This window comes from Deltaproteobacteria bacterium (assembly GCA_016208165.1).
Lineage (GTDB): Bacteria > Desulfobacterota > Desulfarculia > JACQYL01 > JACQYL01 > JACQYL01.
In genome coordinates this window covers 30,663-50,851 of record JACQYL010000119.1, presented here as the reverse complement: position 1 = coordinate 50,851, position 20,189 = coordinate 30,663, and the positions used below count along the sequence as shown (strand labels likewise).

Annotated in this window: 19 protein-coding genes and 1 pseudogene; 12 read left to right on the top strand and 8 right to left on the bottom strand. The window is 54.6% G+C overall.

Translation table 11 applies throughout. From position 1 onward, the window contains the following. Nucleotides 1–471 precede the first annotated feature (471 nt). From HY788_21400 to HY788_21390, 3 genes are read left to right on the top strand one after another with little or no spacing between them, the layout of a single operon-like run. Entirely contained in the window at nucleotides 472–2,007 is a 1,536-nt protein-coding gene (locus HY788_21400; protein MBI4776700.1) for an ABC transporter substrate-binding protein, read from the top strand. Nucleotides 2,008–2,049: 42 nt separating this feature from the next. After that, the gene (locus HY788_21395; protein MBI4776699.1) at nucleotides 2,050–3,903 is read left to right on the top strand and encodes a PAS domain S-box protein; all 1,854 of its coding nucleotides are present in this window, start codon (nucleotides 2,050–2,052) and stop codon (nucleotides 3,901–3,903) included. Next, the gene (locus HY788_21390; protein MBI4776698.1) at nucleotides 3,900–4,541 is read left to right on the top strand and encodes a response regulator transcription factor; all 642 of its coding nucleotides are present in this window, start codon (nucleotides 3,900–3,902) and stop codon (nucleotides 4,539–4,541) included. The genes HY788_21395 and HY788_21390 overlap by 4 nt, the downstream gene beginning before the upstream one ends. Before the next feature lie 14 nt (nucleotides 4,542–4,555). Here HY788_21390 and HY788_21385 read toward each other — a convergent pair whose 3' ends face one another. The 6 genes and pseudogenes from HY788_21385 to HY788_21360 all read right to left on the bottom strand — a co-directional run bounded on the left by HY788_21385 (nucleotide 4,556) and on the right by HY788_21360 (nucleotide 11,374). Continuing rightward, entirely contained in the window at nucleotides 4,556–5,023 is a 468-nt protein-coding gene (locus tag HY788_21385; protein MBI4776697.1) for a PaaI family thioesterase, read from the bottom strand. A gap of 461 nt (nucleotides 5,024–5,484) precedes the next feature. Further along, nucleotides 5,485–6,557: pseudogene (locus HY788_21380) on the bottom strand (MFS transporter). A 79-nt stretch (nucleotides 6,558–6,636) separates the two neighbouring features. Then, entirely contained in the window at nucleotides 6,637–7,254 is a 618-nt protein-coding gene (locus HY788_21375; protein ID MBI4776696.1) for a TraR/DksA C4-type zinc finger protein, read from the bottom strand. Nucleotides 7,255–7,410: 156 nt separating this feature from the next. Continuing rightward, nucleotides 7,411–9,486 carry an aryl-sulfate sulfotransferase gene (locus HY788_21370; protein ID MBI4776695.1) on the bottom strand — a complete coding sequence of 692 codons (2,076 nt, stop codon included), beginning with the start codon at nucleotides 9,484–9,486 and terminating at the stop codon, nucleotides 7,411–7,413. A gap of 50 nt (nucleotides 9,487–9,536) precedes the next feature. Next, nucleotides 9,537–10,343 (bottom strand): alpha/beta fold hydrolase, encoded by an 807-nt coding sequence (locus HY788_21365; GenBank protein ID MBI4776694.1) that lies wholly within the window; start codon nucleotides 10,341–10,343, stop codon nucleotides 9,537–9,539. Nucleotides 10,344–10,711: 368 nt separating this feature from the next. Beyond that, nucleotides 10,712–11,374 (bottom strand): helix-turn-helix transcriptional regulator, encoded by a 663-nt coding sequence (locus HY788_21360; protein ID MBI4776693.1) that lies wholly within the window; start codon nucleotides 11,372–11,374, stop codon nucleotides 10,712–10,714. A 298-nt stretch (nucleotides 11,375–11,672) separates the two neighbouring features. Here HY788_21360 and HY788_21355 point away from each other — a divergent pair, with 298 nt between their 5' ends. From HY788_21355 to HY788_21315, 9 genes are all read left to right on the top strand, one after another. Further along, on the top strand, nucleotides 11,673–12,197 hold the full coding sequence (locus HY788_21355; protein MBI4776692.1) for a host-nuclease inhibitor Gam family protein: 525 nt from the start codon (nucleotides 11,673–11,675) through the stop codon (nucleotides 12,195–12,197). A 352-nt stretch (nucleotides 12,198–12,549) separates the two neighbouring features. Then, the gene (locus HY788_21350; GenBank protein ID MBI4776691.1) at nucleotides 12,550–12,828 is read left to right on the top strand and encodes a hypothetical protein; all 279 of its coding nucleotides are present in this window, start codon (nucleotides 12,550–12,552) and stop codon (nucleotides 12,826–12,828) included. A gap of 93 nt (nucleotides 12,829–12,921) precedes the next feature. Beyond that, nucleotides 12,922–13,323, top strand: a complete 402-nt coding sequence (locus HY788_21345; protein MBI4776690.1) for a hypothetical protein — start codon at nucleotides 12,922–12,924, stop codon at nucleotides 13,321–13,323. Continuing rightward, nucleotides 13,316–13,543, top strand: a complete 228-nt coding sequence (locus HY788_21340) for a hypothetical protein (protein MBI4776689.1) — start codon at nucleotides 13,316–13,318, stop codon at nucleotides 13,541–13,543. Before HY788_21345 ends, HY788_21340 begins: the two co-directional genes overlap by 8 nt. Before the next feature lie 77 nt (nucleotides 13,544–13,620). Then, on the top strand, nucleotides 13,621–14,676 hold the full coding sequence (gene rtcA, locus HY788_21335; GenBank protein MBI4776688.1) for an RNA 3'-phosphate cyclase: 1,056 nt from the start codon (nucleotides 13,621–13,623) through the stop codon (nucleotides 14,674–14,676). Beyond that, a complete protein-coding gene (locus HY788_21330; GenBank protein MBI4776687.1) occupies nucleotides 14,673–15,242 on the top strand; it encodes a class I SAM-dependent methyltransferase in 570 nt (189 codons plus the stop codon). The genes rtcA and HY788_21330 overlap by 4 nt, the downstream gene beginning before the upstream one ends. 495 nt (nucleotides 15,243–15,737) lie before the next feature. Next, nucleotides 15,738–16,391, top strand: coding sequence for a hypothetical protein (locus tag HY788_21325; protein MBI4776686.1), 654 nt, complete (start codon nucleotides 15,738–15,740; stop codon nucleotides 16,389–16,391). A gap of 4 nt (nucleotides 16,392–16,395) precedes the next feature. Then, complete coding sequence (locus HY788_21320; protein MBI4776685.1) at nucleotides 16,396–17,244, top strand: hypothetical protein; 849 nt, start codon at nucleotides 16,396–16,398, stop codon at nucleotides 17,242–17,244. Between the two features lie 64 nt (nucleotides 17,245–17,308). Continuing rightward, nucleotides 17,309–17,653 carry a hypothetical protein gene (locus tag HY788_21315; protein ID MBI4776684.1) on the top strand — a complete coding sequence of 115 codons (345 nt, stop codon included), beginning with the start codon at nucleotides 17,309–17,311 and terminating at the stop codon, nucleotides 17,651–17,653. Between the two features lie 212 nt (nucleotides 17,654–17,865). Here HY788_21315 and HY788_21310 read toward each other — a convergent pair whose 3' ends face one another. Both HY788_21310 and HY788_21305 read right to left on the bottom strand, forming a co-directional pair. Next, nucleotides 17,866–19,212 carry a VWA domain-containing protein gene (locus HY788_21310; protein MBI4776683.1) on the bottom strand — a complete coding sequence of 449 codons (1,347 nt, stop codon included), beginning with the start codon at nucleotides 19,210–19,212 and terminating at the stop codon, nucleotides 17,866–17,868. 4 nt (nucleotides 19,213–19,216) lie between these two features. Beyond that, entirely contained in the window at nucleotides 19,217–20,176 is a 960-nt protein-coding gene (locus HY788_21305; protein MBI4776682.1) for a MoxR family ATPase, read from the bottom strand. Between the last annotated feature and the right edge of the window lie 13 nt (nucleotides 20,177–20,189).

The window sequence follows — 20,189 nt, the reverse complement described above, 5'->3', positions numbered from 1 at the left end:
TCTGTTTGAGGATCCTTTCCAGGAACAACAGAAGAGTCGGTCTCTTCATCGAAACAGGGCCGCCCGATCTCAAAGGACACCCAAAGCATCCATCTCGACTCATAAATCGGAATTATGACTCAGGACGATGACGTCCACAATGGGGAATCCCTCCGTTTACCGGATGACGTTTCCCCGTTTTTGATGTAGGAAACCCTTGGAGGCGAAAAACACAAAACTCGTATCGGTCCAAAGAAAGAGGAGTTGATTTGCCTTCTTCTACGCGGAAGCTCTACGCATCCCGTAGCGGGTTTCCGATGTAACATACGGGCCTCGAACGGTTTCTTTACTGGACGAGAACCCAAGGATACGGTATATCGCTACTGTATCATACGACGAATCGCTATCGTCGCTCCCGCCGGTATCTCAAGTTCCTAACCTTCCCCGTGGAATCGGCGGTCCATCTTTCAAACGGCATTCCCGGGACGTGTCATGAGGCTAAGGATCTTTTGTTGGCCGGCCCTCCTCCTCGTGCTCGAGCTGTTTCCTCTTTCCCACCCTGCATATCCCATTGACAACAAGAGTGTATTGAGAATCTGCGATCTGGGCAATGACGCCCATGTAAGAATGGACCCCCACAGGGAGTTCGACGAGCGCAACGACAACATTCTCAATCAACTATTCGAGCATCTGCTGGAATTTGACATTGACGGCAACCCTTCTCCAAACCTGGCCCGGAGTTGGAGAAGATTGGATGAACTCACCGTTCAGTTCAAGCTTCATCCGAATATTTTTTTCCATAACGGCGAGGCGCTGGACGCGTACTCAGTGAAGTTCAGCCTGGAAAGGAACCTGTCACCGGAGCTGAATTCCCCCAGCGCTCACATGCTCGATTCCATCGACCGGGTCGAAATCATTGATGAATACACGTTTAATATCGTAACAAAGTATCCTGACGGGATTCTGTTCAACCGACTATCCCAATTCGGCTACATCGTTCCGCCCAAGTACTGCCGTACGGTAGGGCCGGAAGCATTCGAGAACCATCCCGTTGGCACGGGACCATTTAAATTCGCCGGGTGGGTGAAGGGCCGGCGACTCACTCTGGTCCGGAACGAGAACTACTGGCGCGACGGTCTGCCGAAGATCGGCAAGATCGTATTTATTTTTGCGGATACCCAAGAACGCGTAGATATGCTGATGGGCGGCGAAGTCGACCTGATCACCAGTTTTAAACCGCTGGATTTGGAAAAAATACGGAAAAACGGGTTCAAGACCATCAAGGAACCTTCGTTTACCATCATGGCCATCAATTTCAATTTGTTGAAACAGGGGCCGTTCCAGGACAGGCGCGTCCGTCAGGCGCTCAACTATGCGGTAAATGTAGATGAATTGATCGAAAACGTGCGGCAAGGCAACGGCATCCGGCGGGCCACCCTCGGAATGCCGGGTGAATTCGGCTACAATCCGTACATCAAACCGTACAGCTATGATTTTGAAAAAGCAAAGGAGCTGCTGTCCCAGGCCGGATATCCTGAAGGCTTTACGGCAAGCATGATGATCGATGATATCGACGGGGGAAAGGAAAGCGTTCTCGGGGAGGTGCTGAAACGACAATTAAAAAAGTTGAATATCGATCTGAAGATTGAAGGAGGAAACGGCGCTCTTCGCGTGGTCAATCCCAAGTACGATTCCTCGCTGCCGAAATTTGATCTCGATATCTTTGCCCGGAGCTGCCCGGATCCCTTGTCGCACATTATTTTTAATGAAGGCATGGTGTGGTACGCGTCGAATTCTCCCTGGAGTCTGATGAATCACACGGGCTTCGATGATGTGTACCATCGCATCATACGAACTGTGAATCTGAAGCAGCAAACCAAGCTGTGCCATCAATTGGAAAATATGATACGTGAGGAAGCGTTTTCGATTTTTACGTATCAAGAAATAAAGTTATACGCGATGCGGAAAAACGTGGAGTACAATCCCTACATAACCGGAATGATCTATTTAAAAGAAGCGACAATGTAAAATATATCATTAATAACAATACAATGACGGAGATTCAATAAAATGAGTCTAAAACTTAAGATCATTTCCGTCTGTTTCATTGTCATTCTGATTATTCCATCCTTTGCCATCATTGCAATAGAAAATTACAATACAGTGTTCCGACGGTATGAGGAAGTATACAGTAAATACTATCAGACCGTCAAGATGGCGCAAGAACTGACGTACCGAATCGTAGATCGACAGGCCAGCATTCGAGGTTTCCTGCTGACCGGAAAAACCAGATATCTGGTGGCCTACACTGAACACATCCTTCCGATCAAATCACTCATCAACAAGGGAAGGGAGCTGCAGCGGGAGGACGATCGATACCTGCAGGTGATCGACCGTTATGAAAAATTGGCCAACGAATGGGAGGACAAGATCGCTGAAGTCGAAAAAGAGATGCGCCAGGAGATGGACTACGGGGAAATCGATTTCGATGAGTATATTTCTTCGATATCCAATACCGACAGACACGGACGGCTGATTCTGAGAGGACTGAAAGCCGTAACGAACGAACTCATCGACATTGCGGAGAGCGACATGGCGGAGAAATCCGGATCGGCTCTGGAGGTAGCTGTTTCCACAAAGAAATCCCTCATGCTTCTCGCCCTCGTCAGTTTGCTGGTCAGCGTGCTCACCGGCTTTGTCTTATCGAACCACATTACTACCCCTCTGAAAGACGTGGTCCGCGCCGCGCATAAGATATCGAGAGGAGACATCTCTCATCGGATTCCCATAAAGCGGGGCGACGAACTGGGTGTACTCGGCAATGCCTTCAATCACATGGTGTCCAGGCTCGAAGAGAACATACAGGTGTTGAAAGAGTCCGAGGAGAAGTATTCGACCCTGGTGGAAAAGGCCAATGATGGTATTGTGATCATCCAGGACGGAAAGTATGTGTTTGTGAATCAAAAATTTGTAGATATCACCGGGTACGCCGCCCAGGAGCTTCAGGGCATCGATTACTTCGGAGTTCTTTCCTCGGACTGCGTGGACTACGTGAAGAACATCCATGAAAAGAGGATCAGAGGCGCCAAAGTGCCGTCCATATACGAAACCAAAGTGGCCTGTAAGAACGGAGAGGTCAGGGAAGTCGAGGTCAATGCCGGGTTGATCGTATATAAGAATAGAAACGCCGTTCTGGTGATCATAAGGGACATATCGGAGCGGCTCAGGTACGAACGGGACCTCATCGATCTTTCAGAGAAGCTGGTTCATGCCCAGGAGGAGGAGCGAAAACGAATTTCACAGGAATTGCACGACGAAGTCGGTCAGGCGCTCTCCGCCATCAACATCAACGTCGAAATGCTTGAAAGGACCGGGAACATCCTGTCCGATGCCTCGGCGAAGAGACTCCGCGACATACGAACCCTGGTTGAGAAGTCGATTGACGACATTCACCGCATCGCCTACGACTTGAGACCGCACCTGCTCGACGACTTCGGGCTGGTGTCCGCGCTTCGATGGTATACGGAAAGCTTCGAGGACCGGACCGGAATTCGCGTGAGGCTTCACCTCGAAGGGGAAGCGTCCAAACTGTCTCCCGACATCGAAACCCTGATTTATCGTGTCACCCAGGAGGCGCTGACCAACGTCTCGAAACACGCGGAGGCCACGAAAACGGACGTGTTGGTGGACTACCGGGGAAAAGGGATCAGCCTGACGATCGCGGACGACGGCAAGGGCTTCAATGCGGAAGATCGGCGCAGCCGGTACGCGAGTCGCGCGGGTGGAATGGGGCTGTTCGGAATTCGGGAGCGAGTAGCGGTCTATGGAGGCAGACTCGATGTGGAATCGAATTCCAATGGCGGCGGGACGAAGCTGCTCGTACAGGTCCCCCTGCGCCAAGAACCCTTTAAGGACTTCTTATGAATAAGCGCCGAATTGTGATCGCGGACGATCACACCATTGTCAGGGAGGGCATTCGTTCTCTTCTCGAGGCAAGGGAGGATTTCATCGTTGTCGGTGAAGCCTCCACGGGAAGGGAAGCCATCCGGGAAGTGGAAGAGCTGCATCCGGACATCGTCATCATGGACGTTTCCATGCCTGACCTGAACGGTCTGGAAGCGACCCGACAAATCAAGAAGCGCTTTCCCGACTGCAAAATCCTGGTCCTCACCATGTATGAAGACAAGGAATCCATTCGCCAGATGCTGCAATGCGGGGCGTCCGGCTATGTGGTGAAAAAGTCGGCGGTGAGCCAGCTGTTCGATGCCATAGAAGCCGTGCTCAAAGGAGAGGCTTTTTTCAGTCCCTCCATATCGAAGATCGTTCTGGAAGATTACATCAAAGAGCTGGACACCTCGGACCGTATTCTGTCGTCCAGGGAAATCGAGGTGTTGCAGCTTGTGGCGGAAGGCAGAACCAACAAGGAGATTGCCGATCTTCTGCACCTGAGCGTGAAAACCGTGGAAGGACACAAGGACAACATCAAGAAAAAACTCAACATCCGCGACACGGCCGGGATCGTGAAGTACGCCATAAGGGAAAAAATCATTCGTTTGGCTTGAGGCGGTCCATCCGCTCATTCGGGCAGGAATTTCGCCGGCAGTCCTTCCTGTCCTTCCAGCTTCAGGTCTCGCAGGACCATAAGGGTCACCGTGCCGTGAGCCAGCAGTCGGCCCCGTTGATCCTCGATTCTCGCGTCCGCCAGTCCCAATGTCCGGCCCATCTTGATGGTCTTTCCAAAGCCGATGAGACGTCCGTCCGATGCGGGCGCCAGATAATTTAATTTCATCTCGACCGTGGTCATGCCCATACCGGGTTCGATTTCGGTATACAACGCCCAGAAGCCGGCCGCATCGATCAGGGTCGAAAAGACGCCTCCGTGCACGTTGCCGAAAGGTTGCAGGTGCTTGTTTTGAACGTCAATCTCGATTAGCGACGCACCGAACGAGAGTTCCTTGATTTCCATGGATTGCAGGGAGAAGTACGGACAGGCATTGACCTGGTCCTGAATTAAGCTTGTCCACTGGGGATTCAGTTTTTTCATCTTCAGCTCCAAAATGCAGAGTTCTTGAACTTCGTTGGGAACGTCTTTGCGCCAACATTCTCCTCCGAACGGCGACGCAGTGTATCACAAGCGGACCCGGTTTTTCCACCATGACGATGGGTCCAATGGATGAAAGGGCGCGGTCGGGCAACAGGTCGCCTAGCAGACTTAACAGCCCGTTGAAAAAGACGGGTTGTTACAGGCCGTTGAAAAACGATGAGATGCAAGGCGCGCAAATCTCGAGGAATGAGGCGTACATAGAGTACGTCGCAGTGACGAGGGATGAAGCGCAACGCCGCAGATCGCGTTTTTCAACAGCCTGTTAAGGGTTTTGACACTCGGTTCGAGACAGCCGGGTCCATCCCATCGGCTCAGCCGTTCCGCCATGGGCCGTGCGGCACTGGTGAGAACATACTAGGGGGCTGAGGGGAATTTTTTGACGCTTCCCTCGGCTATCAACACTATCGGTTTCCGGAGGCCATGGTTTCCGCCTCGGGCAATGCGCGCAGGCGCAGCATGCTCAAAACGCCGAACACGGGTCCGGGCGTCAAAAAAACGAAGGCCCATTCCCATCCGATTCGTTCCACCAGCAGCGGAATCAGACGAATGGAAATCAACGTCAACAGGAATCCGAGGCTGGTCTGCACGCTCAGAGCAGTGCCCACGTATCGGGGATCGCCAAGTTCGCTCACGGCCGTACTGAACTGAGCGCTGTCGGCCACCACGGCGAACCCCCAGACCAGGCATATGCCGGTCAATATTAGGGGCGAGCCGAAAAACAGCCCCACAATCAGGGCCGCGCTTCCGCTGAGTGCAAGACTGGCCATGGATGTCATGGTGCGCCCCAGCCGGTCGCTCAGTATACCCGTAACGGCACTGCCGACTCCGCCGACCGCAAAAACGGCGAAAGCGGCCACCCTGGCCCCGGCTTCGGTCCATCCGGCCTGGTGATAGCTCAAGGTCCTGAAGCGATGTACCGTTCGGAGATCCATGCGGAGCACACGGCGCAGACAGAAGACGCCAGCAGCAGGAGGCGCCAGGAAGTGAACGCGAAGCGCCCGCCAAGGTCAGGCGCGGCATGCATCAGATGGGGTATGCCCGAGCCTACGGTTATGGCCCCGATGAGCAGGCCGATCCCCAGGCCACGGTCCTGCTTGCACCAGCTTGCCACCAGCTTCATGCCGGGAGGATACACGCCGGCGAGGGCCGCGCCTGTGAGAAAGCGTAGGACCAACGCCGGCTCGGGACGGTCTACTCCCAGCGCGATCGCTGCATTGAAAACAGCACCCAAAAGCGCGCTAAGGCTGATCAGGCGGGGTACGTCGATGCGATCGGCCAGATTCAGGGCCGCGCTCACAAGCGCCCCCGCGGCAAATCCGATCTGCACAGCCATGGTCATCCAGGCGGCCTGTCCCCCCGTCAGCCCCCACTCTCGAGTCAGTTGGGGAACGACGGCCGTACCCGAAAACCAGAGGGATACAGCCAGCATCTCGGCCAGCAGCAACAGCCCTAAATTGCTCCATTTGCGGTTCATTCGTCCGCTCTTATGGTCGATTCCTTCCAAGCCGCGCTTGTCCCCATGGCTGAACGTCGGGAGTCCGCCGTCGGATTGACTACCCTGCTAATGCTTTATCGTAGCACGTTCTGCAGAGTTTGCGGCCCTCCGCATTCACCAGTTTGGAGGCCATGGTCGGCTCACCGCACCCGTCACAGATGACGGAGGGCTCGATGCGAGCCTTGGAAGGTAATGGAACTTCGACGGCCTCCATGTTCAGCAGCTTTTCCAAAGGCATGGAAAGGATTTCATGGATGGCCTGTTGTCGGGAATCGTTAAACTCCTTCAGCTCTTTCTCGGAGGCCGTCTCGTTCCTGACTTTGTCCATCAGCTCCCAGTGCCGGTCACCACGGTGGGGCACGCCGGGCTTCAGAGCGGCCCGGACGCCTTTTCCCGCTTTTCGGCCCAACAAGGTGAAGGCCTGCTTGCCGACGTCTTCGTAGATCAGATTGCCTTTACCGAACGTGCATCCGGTCAGGACCTGAATGGCGTCCACGCCGCAGGCATCGGTCTCGACAATGGCCACCAATTCCTCGTCCATGGAACGGTGCTCCTCGAGCCAATCCAGGCCGGCCTTGGCGACCCGGTAACCGATCGCCAGGCCCGGGCAGACGTGGCCATGGAAGTCGGCGCATTTCTTGAAATCTTCACTCGATAGAATATGTTCGGCTTTCATGTGACTTACCTCTCTTTCTAATTCGTTCGGACAGGTTTATATCCTGTCCCTGTGCAGAGAAGCAAAGACCGAAACGTCGGGTGCGGTTCGAAACCCCACACGCTTAGCCGCTGCGCCATGCGTTGCAGAGAACGCACGCGAGCCGGCGAACGGCTGTCACTGAGCCCCCACCAGCCTGATCACCGTCCAGGTCTGCTGCCCGCCGTCCGCGGAGCGACGTGTGATCGTTCCCCCGGCATGGTCGGTAAAGGAGAACTCCACCGACGCCGCCTGCGGTGTGAACATATCATAACCCTGGAACAGGGATGATGTAACCTCCGAACCTTGGAAAATCTCGCACGAAAAGCCGTCCGGGCTTCTCAGAAGCAGGGCGCTGCCGTTGTCATAACTCTGGTAGCAGAAATTCTGGATCGGTTGGGACGTGCTTTTCCAGATGCCGTCCGCATCGGCTTTTGTTTGAGCTTTAGACTCCAGGTTCATGGCGTGGGTCTCCTGGAATCCGGTGTTCCCTTCGGTGAACGTATACGTAGCGTTGCCGGACGAGGTGAAGGTCATCCGGAGATGATAAGAGTTTCCGCTTGCCGCGATGTCGTCCCCCTCATAGAGGCCGTCTTCCAATCGGCTGATGCGAAATGGAATGAGTTTCCACCCATCCGAGATCCTCAGACAGAGGAAGTCGCTCTCCGTGTACTTCTGAACAATCAAGACATCTTCATTGGAGCTGCGCCAGATTCCATCCACAGCCTGTTTCCTGCTTAATGACGTGATGGAGCCTCTTGGCGTCAGGTCTCGTCCCGCAAGCGCCGGATGATCCGGTCCGTAACGGTAGGCTCTGAACGCCGTATTGAACATGGGGGCGTTATCGACGATCTCGGCCAAAACCTCGTAAAGGGTGACCGGATTGATATATTCCCATACAATGTCGCCTTGGGGAGTGACTTCGAACATATGCCCCTCCGTCGAGGCGCAAATCAGCGTGTTCCCGTTGGGAAGCCGCTGGCAGCCGGAAGCGATGTGACTGAAAAAACTCTGGTTGCTCTTGGCATGATAGATCCAGACGATCTGATTGGACATTTGTTTGGGCTGCTTATGAGTATCCCTGCTGTTCGTTGTCCACGTATAGTAACCGGCGTCGGGCGGGTTCACATAATTTCCCGTGTCTTTTAGGTCCGCGTCCAGAAACCCGTTGATTTCGAAGATGTAGGATTGAGGAGTCCTTTCAAAGAGGTACTGTCCGTTGTTAAAAACCAGGAAATGTCCCTCCCCCGGCAGGCCCGGCCTGATCCATTGAACACTGTGTGACCCTCCGATCTGCTTGTGACCCGTGGTCGAAGCCGTCCAATCTTCGAGTATGGAAGGCGGCGAGCCCTGCCGGTATCGAGCCGGATCCCCAAATCGATACAGGAAATCCCCGTCGGGCCCGGCGGCCAGGGCAATGCTCCCCGCCGCGTTGCCCGGAATGAACGTGTTTCCGTGGTCGATCACATAGAATTCGCCCTGCACGGAATTGATCACAATCTGGTCCGACGCACCGTTATGATCCATCGCATTGCAGTGCAGCCAGTCCCTTTTCAACCATCGTCCGGGAAGATTGATGTTAATTCTTCCCGGATAGTCCGCCATACTCTTGCCGGCGCCTACGTAATTCGCCTTGCTCGGATCGACGTCCTGAACCACATGATCGAAGAACCACCATTCCCACACGATATTACCCTGCATATCCACTTCAACAACGGCGTCCATCTGGGAGCCGTCGTAAGGGCCGTGAGCCGGGTCGCATCCCGCCGCGATGGCTTCGTCGTGGGTTATGGATTTGTTGGCGATGTACAGCGTGGTATAGGCATTGAGTTTCGTATTGAAAATGCGAATGAAATCGTGATGGGGATCGTACTCTTCGCGCCGCTCCCAATACTCCCAGATAAGGTTTCCCTCCCAATCCAGCTCCTGGAAACCTTTCAGCCCAAGCGTCTCGTCGGTGACGGCGGACAAAAGGTGACCGTTCTCCAACAGCCGGGGATTGATTCCTATGGGCCATTGATTGACCAGGCTTCCCGACATATCGATGAGGAACGTTCGTCCGGCGGATGCAAACAACGTATATCCGTTGTAGGCTCTTGCTTCGTCCCAATGAAGCAACTCCGTCGGCCCTCGCAATGCTTCATAGCCATGAACAACGTCCGTCGTCATGGTCCAGCACAGACACAACGCCGCGATCGTGAAGAGCTTTTTCATAGATATTCTCCTTAACGCTAGTGCGATCCTGCCCAAAAACGTCCGATCGATCAGGAAGCCCTTGCCGTATGCGCCGCTATCTCATCCACTATCGTATCCCATAGCGCGGGATAAGAAATGCCGTGGCCCAGGCCTTGAATCACGAACAGTTTGGCGCCGTTTATGGCGGCAGCCGTGGCTTTGCCGTGCTCGAGGGGCGCCAGAGGATCGGCCGCCCCGTGAATCACCAACGTAGGGGCGCTCACCGAGCCGAGTTGCTGCGTGCGATTTCCAGAAGCGTATATGGCCGTCAATTGGCGGGCAAAGCCGACCGGGTAGAAAGACCGGTCGTAGGACAGTTCCGCCGCATGGCGTTCCACGTTTGCGTCAAACAATGGCGACCCACCGGAAAAGGCTCGCATGACGCCCACCATGTGCTCGATGTTGCCGGTTCGATCCTGCGGCGGCGGGCTCATCATGGCCCGTATGGCCTCGGGGGACGGAGGAGGCAGCGTGGGATCGCCCGTGCCGCATTCCATGGAAATGAGGCTCCGGACCCGTTCCGGGTGAGTGCCGGCCATGGTCTGTACGATCATCCCGCCCATGGACAGGCCGCAGACGTGGGCCCTCTCGATCCCCAGGGCGTCCATCAATCCAATAGCGTCCAAGGCCATGTCGGACAGGGTGTAAGGCGCATTCACCGGCCGGCCGTTCCTGTATTGGCCCAGGGCGGCCATAACCCTGGGCAGACCGGCATCCTCCATTTTCGTGGAAAGTCCTACGTCGCGGTTGTCAAAACGAATGACAAAATGACCTCTCGCGACCAGCTTTTCACAGAATTCAACGGGCCAAGCCACCAATTGGCCGGCAAGCCCCATGATGAGCAGCAACGGACGCGCGCCGCCGTAGCCGAAGGTGTCGAATTCGATCTCGATCCCGTTTGCCTTCACTCGCGCCACGCTACTTCTCCTCGCCGATTCGCACAGATTTCCTTTTCTACCACCATAACCCGGTTCCTTTGATGCTTTTTCCGGTGATTCCGTTCCGAAATACGGAGCAGAAGCGAGGCTTGGGTTAGCGAGCGTAACCCGACCGATGCGCTATAGGTCTCTCTGATGGAACAAACCGGTGTACCTCCCGGTTTTCATGTTTACCACGAGTATGCCTGAAACCGCGCATCTATGGAAGGGTTTATGAAGATTTGGGCCGGACGGATCTTTCGGAGAGAAGTGGGAGCTTCTCGCGGTCAGTCGATCTCTTTGCCCACCCACCGAACCCTGCCGAGCACGTAATAGGTCACGCCTTTATCTCCCTCCAGTTCGATTTCGAAGGGCTGGAAGGACGGGTTGTCGGACATGGAAATCAGGGACGGACGTCCCGGCTTCTCGTTGAGCACCAGCCGTTTCACGGACACTCCCCCATCCGGCTGCCGGACGAGGTATATTTTCCCGGGTCGAATCTGGGACCGTTCGTTTTCACTGGTGTCCACCAGAATCGTTTCATTGGGGTTGATGGTGGGGATCATGGAATCGCCCCGCACCCGGACCAGACAGAGGGCTTTCTGCCGCTGGGGGTCCTTGCCCACCAGTTTCTGAATCCACCATTGCTGAAAGGGGTACTCGTCGGAGATCTCCTCGCACAGCAACTCCCCCTCAGGACCGGCCGTAACCCGGGATTCCATGAGCGGGACAAAGAAGAACCGGTCGTCGCCCTTGGGTCCTTCCTCGTACATGGAGCCTTTTCCGGTCAGCATCCATCCGGGACGGACATGGAAAATGGTATTCAAACGTAATAAGGTCGTGGTTTTAGGTACACGTTTGCCTATAATGTAGTTGTTAAATGTAGACTTCTCGATACCGATGCGGTCGGCGAACTCCTGTTGGGTCAACCCGGATCCTTTCCAGGCCATCCGAAGCCTGTCTCCTATGGAACTAAGGCTTTCATCGGTAAAATCCCCGGACAGGACATCGGGGCTCCGCCCGCGAGGGTCGGACTGTTCCGGCGCCGGACGACGGTCCATATAGGCTCCGTTTGTCTGTGTGTTCATCGGTTAGTCCACGAAAAACCACTTTATCCGTTGACGAACATCCACTAATCTGGCATAATGGATTCCAACGTATACCTAATGCTACCACGTTCGTAGCTTAGACGTCAACTCTTTGTTCTTAGAAAAAACACAGCCCTATCGTTCCAAGGAGGTGACCCCCATGCCCCGTAACAAACCGGCTCCGGCCGTCCTCATTCGTGATCTGAGCGAAGCGAATCAGGTACTGAAAGAGATGTGTCGTTTGCAGACCGGGCTCGAGGAGATCGACCGGGAGGTTCGCGATCGCATCGACGCACTCAAGTCCGACGCCCTAACCAAAGCCACCCCATTGAGACAGCGATTGCAGGAACTCGAAGCCGGTCTCAACCTGTTCGCCGCCTGCGAACGTGAACGTCTCTTCCGCGAACGGCGCACCGTACAGCTCGTTTTCGGAGCGTTCGGCTGGAGGAGATCCATCCGGATCAACCCGCAGCCCAAGTGGACCTGGGCGAAAGTGCTCGACCGCGTCAGAAGCTTGGGTCTCGTCGAGGCCGTGCGCGTTCGGGAGGATTTAGACCGCGAAGCCCTGCATCGTTGGAGCGATGAGAAACTGATGGAAGTGGGAGCCGGAAGGATGGAACTCGAAACCTTCTGGTATGAACTGAGCCGGGATTCCGTTTCGGACAAACTGGCCCTGTCGGCCTGATCCGGGAAGAAGGACCGCGAGCGGCTTCCATGCCCCGGCTTGGGAGCGTTCAGGACCGCATCGGAAAAGAGGAAGCCCGAAAATGAAAGCAACGGCTGATCTTGAATGGATGCTGTGTGAGCGGATGAAGTGCCGGCTCAGGAAGAGCGTGTGCCTGATCCGCCAGACCCTGAAAGACTGGAAGGGATTGCCTCGGCACCTTGAGTGCGTCGACTGTCCCCAGGGCCTGAAAAATCGAAGCGCCGCAGCGATGAAGGAAGCTCTTGGGCAAGTATGTTCGCTCGACCAAGGGCCCTCGATCCGGACGAGGGATCGGGGATCTCGGCGACAAAATCAATCCGGAGGAAGGACGATGAACGAGACGCAACAGCTTTGTTCCCAGTGCGGAGCACAACCGGCCATGGTCCGGGAAAACGGTCAGGTTATCAACGGGAAATGCAGTGAATGCATGGGGCGGCTTCTCCGCGCCCGGAAAGCATCGAGGCGCGCCTCCACCGTACGATTGGACTTTTCGGGGGAACCGGACCTGCTGGAACGGATCCGCCGGATTGCGGATCGCGAATACCGAACGATCGAGGCCCAACTCCTGTATACCGTGAAAAAGGGTCTCCAGGACATGGAACGGCCGTGAAGCGGTGCCGGATCCGGTCTTCGATGTAGACGGAACCCAAGATTGTCGGTCTTTACCAGTTCGAAAAACGGGGAAAGGAACCAGGTGAAATAGGTGGAACTAAACGACCCTTTTCAGCTCGTGGTGGATCTTCAGTTACAGTCCGTCAGCGGACTCATCGAGACGGAACTATCCCGCCACGGCGTTCGCGGGAAATCTCGAGAAAGCGGGACACGCACTCATGCGCAGACCATGACCGTACGCAAGACGCAGGACACGTATCGCCGCCGGGAAAACCTGGAAAATGCGTTGATCTGGGCTTACGACCTGAAATACCATCGAAACGGAGGACTGTTGGACGGGAAGGTCGAGGAAATGTTTCGCATCGGCTATACGGAGCGTCAGATATCGAGTTTGCTGGGCGTCGGCAAGGGAACGGTGTGGCGGGTCAAGAAGCGGCTGAAAATCAAGCGAGGACTGCCCGGAAAAAGGACGAGAGGTATTCAACATGGTTAAGCGACCCTACACAGGTGAAGCGGCGCGCGGTTCCATGAGCCTCGATACGCTCACGCGCTGGTGTATGAAGGACAACGATTCGGAGACGGAGGCCCGGGCCCGGGCCGTCCGGATCCGAAGGGCCCTGAATACGCTCGATGTCGGGGAACGCCGCCAACACCGAAGACAGGTCCGGCTCCAACAGCTCTGGCGGGAGATCGGAGGTTCGGTTGCCGTGTGAGCGGCGCGGTAGTATATTCACTCCCAACGGTTCATTAAATCTTTTGCCTCTACCATGTCGGGGAAAGCGCGTTTCGTATGATCGCCATCGACGGCTCGACCTATTCCGGAAGCGGAACCATCCTGCGTTACGGGGTGGCCCTCTCTTCACTGACGGGGGAACCTCTGCGCGTATTCAACATCCGGGCTCGAAGGGACAAACCCGGTCTCCGCCCCCAGCACCTTCAGGCCGTACGCGCCTGCGCCCGGCTGTCGAACGGACAATTGCAGGGGGACGAAGTGGGGTCCCGCGAGATCGTCTACCATCCGGGCCGGACGATTTCAGGCGGATCCTTCGACTGGGACATCGGCACGGCCGGGTCCGCCACCATGCTATCATTTACCCTGATTCCTCTTGCGCTTTTTGCAGAGAAGACGTGCCGGTTCACGATTACGGGAGGCCTGTTCCAGGATTTCGCGCCTACGTGTTTCCATATGCAGCATGCGCTCATACCCCTGGTGCGGCGAATGGGGGGCGAGATTGGTCTGACCATGCTTCGCCCGGGGTACGTGCCCAAAGGGCAGGGCAAGATTCAGCTCGACGTTCGCCCGGTGACGAGTACACTCGATCCGCTTCGGCTGACCCAGCCGGGAACGTTCAACCGTGTCGAGGGCATGGCCCTGTCCTCGCATCTCGCATCGCAGCGGGTAAGCGAGCGCATGGCGGAAAAGTGTGTCGCTCTGCTCGATCGGGCAGGACTTGTGGGTGCGATCCAAACGATGGACGACGATTCGGCCGTGCAAAGAGGCGCGGCCTTGTGTTTATGGGCGGAGAGCGATACCGGCGCGCTGATAGGCGCCGATCAGGCGGGTAAACGGGGAAGGAGATCCGAATCCATTGCCGGGAATGTGGTCCGGAACCTGTTGGAAGATATCCGGTCCGGTGGCGCGGTGGACAGGCACCTGGCGGACCAGCTCATACTCTTTGCGGCTTTGGCGGAAGGCGCGTCTGCAATCGGCATCCCCGCGGTCACGGACCATGTGGAATCCAATCGCTGGCTGGTCGAACGCATCCTGGGCGCCCGGACGGACCTCAAGGACCATCTGCTCGAGATCGAGGGCGTGGGCCTTCGGCCCGGCGGGTCAGGGAGATGAACTTGGAACACGAAAGCCTTTCGTCTCATTCCGATCAGGAGGCGGCGGAGCTTCTGGTCGATTTTCTTTGGCTGTTTCGCGGGAAGCCGCTTCCCGGTCCGGTGCTGGATCTGGCCTGCGGGGACTGCCGGAACGGCATCGAGGCGGCCCGCCTGGGACACGCCGTGCATTGCTGCGATGTCTCGAGGGAGGCGTTGTCCAGGGCTGAATCGCTTGCTCGAACCTACGGCGTTTCCATTGAAATTCACCAGGTCGATTTGGAACAGGGAGACCCTCCGATTCCGGCCGAGGAGACCTACGGAGCCGTATTGGTGTTTAGATACCTATATCGTCCTCTGTTTCCCTGCATCCGAAAGGCGCTGAAGCCCGGCGGCGTGCTGATCTACGAGACCTTCACCGTGGACCAGGCCCGCTTCGGCAAACCGCGCAATCCCGATTTCCTGCTGAAACCAGGTGAACTCCGAGACGCGTTCCGGGACTGGGAAGTGCTGCACTATTTCGAAGGCATCAAGAGCAACCCCGACCGGGCCGTGGCCCAGTTGGTGTGCCGGAAACCGGATGCATAGACTCATTCCACCCTCAGCCCGGCTTTAACGGCGTGAGTAGGTCTTATATTCTGCAATTCAAGATGAACGTAGCGTCATAAATCAGGTAGGCTTTTAGGAGCGGGCAGCAGGGTGGGAATGCGCTTGGGCGGCAAAGTCTTGCACGATCCCGAAGGCCCCCATCATTACCATGTTGTGGCCAGAATAAATCATCGGCTCGAAAAGAGAGATCACGGGTCCGAATGAAAAGCAGGTACGTGGCTTTTTACGTGGAGATAACTTTTTCTTTGCCTACCTATCGATCCGGTAATGAAGGTCCCTATCATCTTGACAGCTCTTAGGCAGAATGACAACATAGACAAAGGTCCAGTTCGAAGCTCAGGATTTGATTGACTTATCATCCCTTTGATATACGTTGCCCTTTTTGCGCCACAGGCTAGTTACGGAAGGCGAAGCGGTTTTTGTTGGCCTTGTTGGCTTTGACGGTGCACTCTAAGTAGTAGGGGAGAAACTTCCATGACTATAAGTTCTAATTTTCTGGCCCTACATTGGGTAAACGTTGTTATTCTTGCTGAATTCCATAATCCTTCTATACTGAATCCGGATTTTTTGAAGGGGAAAAAGGTCGTTCCTCAGGACTGGCAAGTTGCAGAAAATCTAATTACTCCTGCATTTGCGAGCGTGAAGTTTGTCGCCGGAGTATCGTTTTTTGTAGACCGGGAACGACTTGAAATAAAACAAGAATGCGGCGGTGATTTTTTGGAGAATTATTACATTTACGATTTGGCTTCAAAATATGTTAAGCTGCTTCCTTATGTACGTTACACTACCATGGGGCTTAATTGGCAAGTTTCTATAGAGAAAGAGGAACCAGAGAAATATATTACTAATACATTTGTAAACTGCAAACCTTTTAGAGATAGTAGATTAGATATTTTAAGTTCATCAGTCAATATTTCGTTTGAAGTAAGAAATACACTATGCAATTTGAATCTTGTTCCTGGTCGAGCCAAAGTGGCAAGTAGAGAATACTCTGCCGTTATAGCTAACGTCAATTTCCATCATAAGGGACCCTTTTCGCATCAAGAGATCAACAGAAGAGTGAAACAATGGAGAGCAAGAGAAGATTATATACGGAAGATGTTGCCAAAATTGCTCACAGAGGTCTAATTGAATGGCTAATTTAGATAAGAAGAATACTGCCTATGACGATGCCCAGGAAAATGAGCGGCGCTTTCGGGCCTTTTTTAATAGCGATGTAGACACCATAGAAAGACATGCTCGCTCGCTCAGTGGATCTATTCAAGAGTCCGGGATCCTGGAGATCGCAACTGCGGGGTCTGCGTATGGACAAAGCCCGAGCCTTGACATTGCAAGTGCATGGTCTGTGTATGAAGATTATGCACAAAGCGCAAATTTGGGTGTATGCCAAACTCCGGCAACACATTATGCTTCCTGGACTACAACATCCGAAGTTCTTCCATTGATAAAAGAGCGGATAGAACAGACGGTTTTGGCAGTTAGGCATTTGGCGATAAAATTCGAAGGAAGAGACCAATTGACAAATTTTAATAGTAATCTTATGATTCACGATGTCTTCAAGTGTTTAGAAGGAGTACATACAGAAGGAGAAATTATAGCAATAGCAAGAATTGGAGATTTTGAAGCTACAGCTGATCGTCTTTGTGAATTTATATCAGACAAAGAGCCCGTCAATCTTCTCTCAGTTAAACAACTGCTACGATTTCTTTCAGGACATCGCGAGTTAAGAGAACCAGCAATAACTTTAACAAATGATGGAAACGTAAAAGCCATATGGCAGAAATCAAATAGTGAGATTTTTTGGATCCAGTTTTCCGAGAGTGATGATGTCCGTTATCTTGCTTTCGTTCCAAATAAAGAACGGTCTGACGGAATTGAGCGCACTGCTGGATGGTCGACTCTTTCTTCTGTTTGCAATAGAGCAATAGAACTCCGGGCGATAGAATGGATGACCGATGACAGTTCGGATGATTCCCGATGAGCACCATGTTTCACGACACGTGAAGAATAGCCATACCTTCAAAACTCTCACAGGAGAACGTCGTGTGGAGGCTGAGGCTTTTGTGCCGAGACCTGGGGAAGAATTCCTTTCTGTTGATTGGGTCGAATATTTTGAAGGGACGCCAAGGGAGCAGCTTAATCAAATCTGCAAGGTCTTACTGGAAATAAGGAAATATGACGTCAAGCGTGACTCCGCATTTGCCGTAGTTAACTGTCTGAAGATAAGGAATGTCGGAAATTCAAACGGCCATGACCTCTCTGTGATGACATTAGGTGAGCAAGAAGATCCGTCACATAGCGGCGTTTACGGATTGCCTGGCAACCCGGAGAGTGACATTATTCATCAAGAAATCGCTAACTGTGCCAGTGTTGAAAGCGCGTATGATTGACCAATCTCCTCCCGCCCCTCATATAGGCTTTCGGCGAATTGTCCCGGCCATCCGCATAGCTCTCTGCCCGAACATAATCGGACTCCGTGTGCAGGGCCTGACATCGCAATTCCAAGCAGAGAGGCCTCATCCCGATCCTGTCCCTGGGAGAGAAGAAGTTTGCGTCCGGACGACTGCGCGGTCTGATAGGGGCTCCGGTATCTGTTCATCGTTCATTTCGGCATCGTGAGCAGGACATCCACCACCCGTTCCAGGTGGTTCAAGGTGCTGCATTCTCTCGCCGGCCGGCAGAAGGGCAGGTACCGCTTCATTTCCGAATCTCCCGTGCCCCAGAACGACGGGGGCTCGGGGTTCAGCCAGAGCACGCGTCTGCACCGCCGGTGGATCCGCTTCAGTACGCCCGTTCCGGGATCGCCGAAATTGCTTCGGGCGTCGCCCAGCACGAGCACCGTGGTCTTCTTGGTAACGGTGTCGATCCAGCCGTCCTCGAAATCCCTCAGGGCCTGGCCGTAGTCCGTTCTGCCGAACATGACGGGAACTCCGACTCCCCGAAGCAACCGGTCGAGGGCCTCTTCCACCCCATATTCCTCGAAGATCGGACTTGCTTCCGCAAGGTTGGAACAGAATACAAAGGTGCGGATGCGGGCCACGGCCTCGTTCAGGCTGTAGAGAAACAGGAGCATGAATCGGGCGACCGCTTCCACCGAACGGCTCAGATCGCAAATGGCCACGATGTCCGGACGTTCGATTCTCTTGGTTTTCCATCGGAGATCGAACAAAGGGCCCTGGTACACGGTGTTATCCCGGAGCGTCTTTCTGAAGTCCAGCCGGCCTTTCTTGGCTTTCTTGCGTCGCCTCGAGTGCCGGTCCTGCAGGCGCTTGACCATCCTCCGGATGATCGCCTGCATCCGCTGAAAGTCTCTGCGTTCGACGTTGGACAGTCTGATCTCTTTCAGGTAGTTTTCGATGAGCTCGTCGGAAACGGATCGGGCGAACAGATCGTACTGCTTTTCGACAAAATCCCGGACGTTTTCGAACAGCATCTGCCGGGCGTTCTCGAGGGCGGCTCCTTTCTCGTTCGAACCGGGCCGGTCACTTTTTTTCAATCTCCGGATATCCTGTTCCAGCTGCTCCAGCCCCATCCCATTCAGTATTTTTCGTACATAGAAGCTTTTTTGAGTAAAGAAGCGAATGGCGGTCAAGTCGATGCTCCGGGACGCATTCATCATGGATACGGACAGGCCGGGCAGGTCTCCGGAGAGGAGCATCCGGGTCAATGGGGCGTCTTCTTCCCGGAGTTCCAGGTCGTCGTTGTCGGGGAAGACCCAGTCCGATTGCGAGAAATCGTCCCTGGTGAAGAAGCGGGAAAAGCAGGACAGGAACGTCTCTTTTTCGGCTAGGGATTTGGCAAGCGCGGCCGCCAGGGCGTCTTTCAAGCGTTCACGATTCCCGTAGCCGACCAGCTCGGCCGTACGGAAGGCGTCCAGGGTCTCCGATACGGACACCCGGACCCCGGATCGGCGCAACGCCGTAATAAATTCGATCAGGGTCCTTTCCATCCGTTCATACCGGGAATTCCCGCGTCGATTTGAGCGTCAACTCCGGGATTCGGGCTGTCACGACTTCAACGTCCTGTTCGAATTTCAGAAACACGTTCAACGTTTCCTGAACGAGGTCGGGCGTCAGGACCTCCGCATGGAGTAACAGCAGCACACGCGCCCAATCGATGGTCTCACTCACGGAGGGCGCCTTTTTCAGGTCGAGATTTCGGACCTGGTGGATGAAAGATACGAGTTGGGACCGGAGCAGCTCCGGCACGGCCGGAACCTTCATGCGAACAATGGCCCGTTCGATCTTGGGATCCGGGAAAGGAATGTACAGATGAAGACAGCGACGTTTAAGGGCTTCGCTCATTTCGCGCGTGTTGTTGCTGGTAAGAAAAACGAAGGGCGTCGAGGCGGCTTTCAACGTGCCGATTTCGGGTATCGAGACCTGGAAGTCGGACAGAATCTCCAAAAGGAAGGCCTCGAATTCCGGATCGGACTTATCCACCTCGTCGATGAGCAGGACCGCACCGCCCTTTTCCTGAAGGGCTTTCAGCAGCGGGCGGGGTTCGAGGAAGTTGATCGAGAAGAAAACGTCGTCGTATTGATGCAGCCGATCCATGGCTGCTTCCAGACCATCGACCCCTTTGACGAGGTCGTTCATCCGATCCCGGAGTATCTGCGTATAGAGCAGCTGTTTCCCGTACTTCCATTCATAAAGCGCTTTGGATTCGTCCAGACCTTCGTAGCATTGGAGCCGAATCAGGGGAACGCCGAGGTACGCGGCCATGACGTTGGCGAGTTCCGTCTTTCCCACTCCGGCGGGTCCTTCGACCAGGATGGGTTTGTTGAGATGACATCCTACGTACAACGTGGTGGCGATGGCTCGGCCGCAGACGTAGCCGGCGGCCTCGAATCCCCGTTGGACCTGGTCGATCGACAAGAAACGATCACGATAGGGGTTGGCATTCGATTCCATGTCTGTGTGCCGG

Coding starts and splice junctions, on each gene's coding strand:
- rtcA (MBI4776688.1), top strand. CDS start 13,621: ATGATCGCCATCGACGGCTCGACCTATTCCGGAAGCGGAACCATCCTG.
- HY788_21400 (MBI4776700.1), top strand. CDS start 472: ATGAGGCTAAGGATCTTTTGTTGGCCGGCCCTCCTCCTCGTGCTCGAG.
- HY788_21340 (MBI4776689.1), top strand. CDS start 13,316: ATGGTTAAGCGACCCTACACAGGTGAAGCGGCGCGCGGTTCCATGAGC.
- HY788_21375 (MBI4776696.1), bottom strand. CDS start 7,254: ATGAAAGCCGAACATATTCTATCGAGTGAAGATTTCAAGAAATGCGCC.
- HY788_21370 (MBI4776695.1), bottom strand. CDS start 9,486: ATGAAAAAGCTCTTCACGATCGCGGCGTTGTGTCTGTGCTGGACCATG.
- HY788_21350 (MBI4776691.1), top strand. CDS start 12,550: ATGAACGAGACGCAACAGCTTTGTTCCCAGTGCGGAGCACAACCGGCC.
- HY788_21365 (MBI4776694.1), bottom strand. CDS start 10,343: ATGGGGCTTGCCGGCCAATTGGTGGCTTGGCCCGTTGAATTCTGTGAA.
- HY788_21310 (MBI4776683.1), bottom strand. CDS start 19,212: ATGGAAAGGACCCTGATCGAATTTATTACGGCGTTGCGCCGATCCGGG.
- HY788_21305 (MBI4776682.1), bottom strand. CDS start 20,176: ATGGAATCGAATGCCAACCCCTATCGTGATCGTTTCTTGTCGATCGAC.
- HY788_21395 (MBI4776699.1), top strand. CDS start 2,050: ATGAGTCTAAAACTTAAGATCATTTCCGTCTGTTTCATTGTCATTCTG.
- HY788_21385 (MBI4776697.1), bottom strand. CDS start 5,023: ATGAAAAAACTGAATCCCCAGTGGACAAGCTTAATTCAGGACCAGGTC.
- HY788_21360 (MBI4776693.1), bottom strand. CDS start 11,374: ATGGCCTGGAAAGGATCCGGGTTGACCCAACAGGAGTTCGCCGACCGC.
- HY788_21390 (MBI4776698.1), top strand. CDS start 3,900: ATGAATAAGCGCCGAATTGTGATCGCGGACGATCACACCATTGTCAGG.
- HY788_21330 (MBI4776687.1), top strand. CDS start 14,673: ATGAACTTGGAACACGAAAGCCTTTCGTCTCATTCCGATCAGGAGGCG.
- HY788_21325 (MBI4776686.1), top strand. CDS start 15,738: ATGACTATAAGTTCTAATTTTCTGGCCCTACATTGGGTAAACGTTGTT.
- HY788_21320 (MBI4776685.1), top strand. CDS start 16,396: ATGGCTAATTTAGATAAGAAGAATACTGCCTATGACGATGCCCAGGAA.
- HY788_21355 (MBI4776692.1), top strand. CDS start 11,673: ATGCCCCGTAACAAACCGGCTCCGGCCGTCCTCATTCGTGATCTGAGC.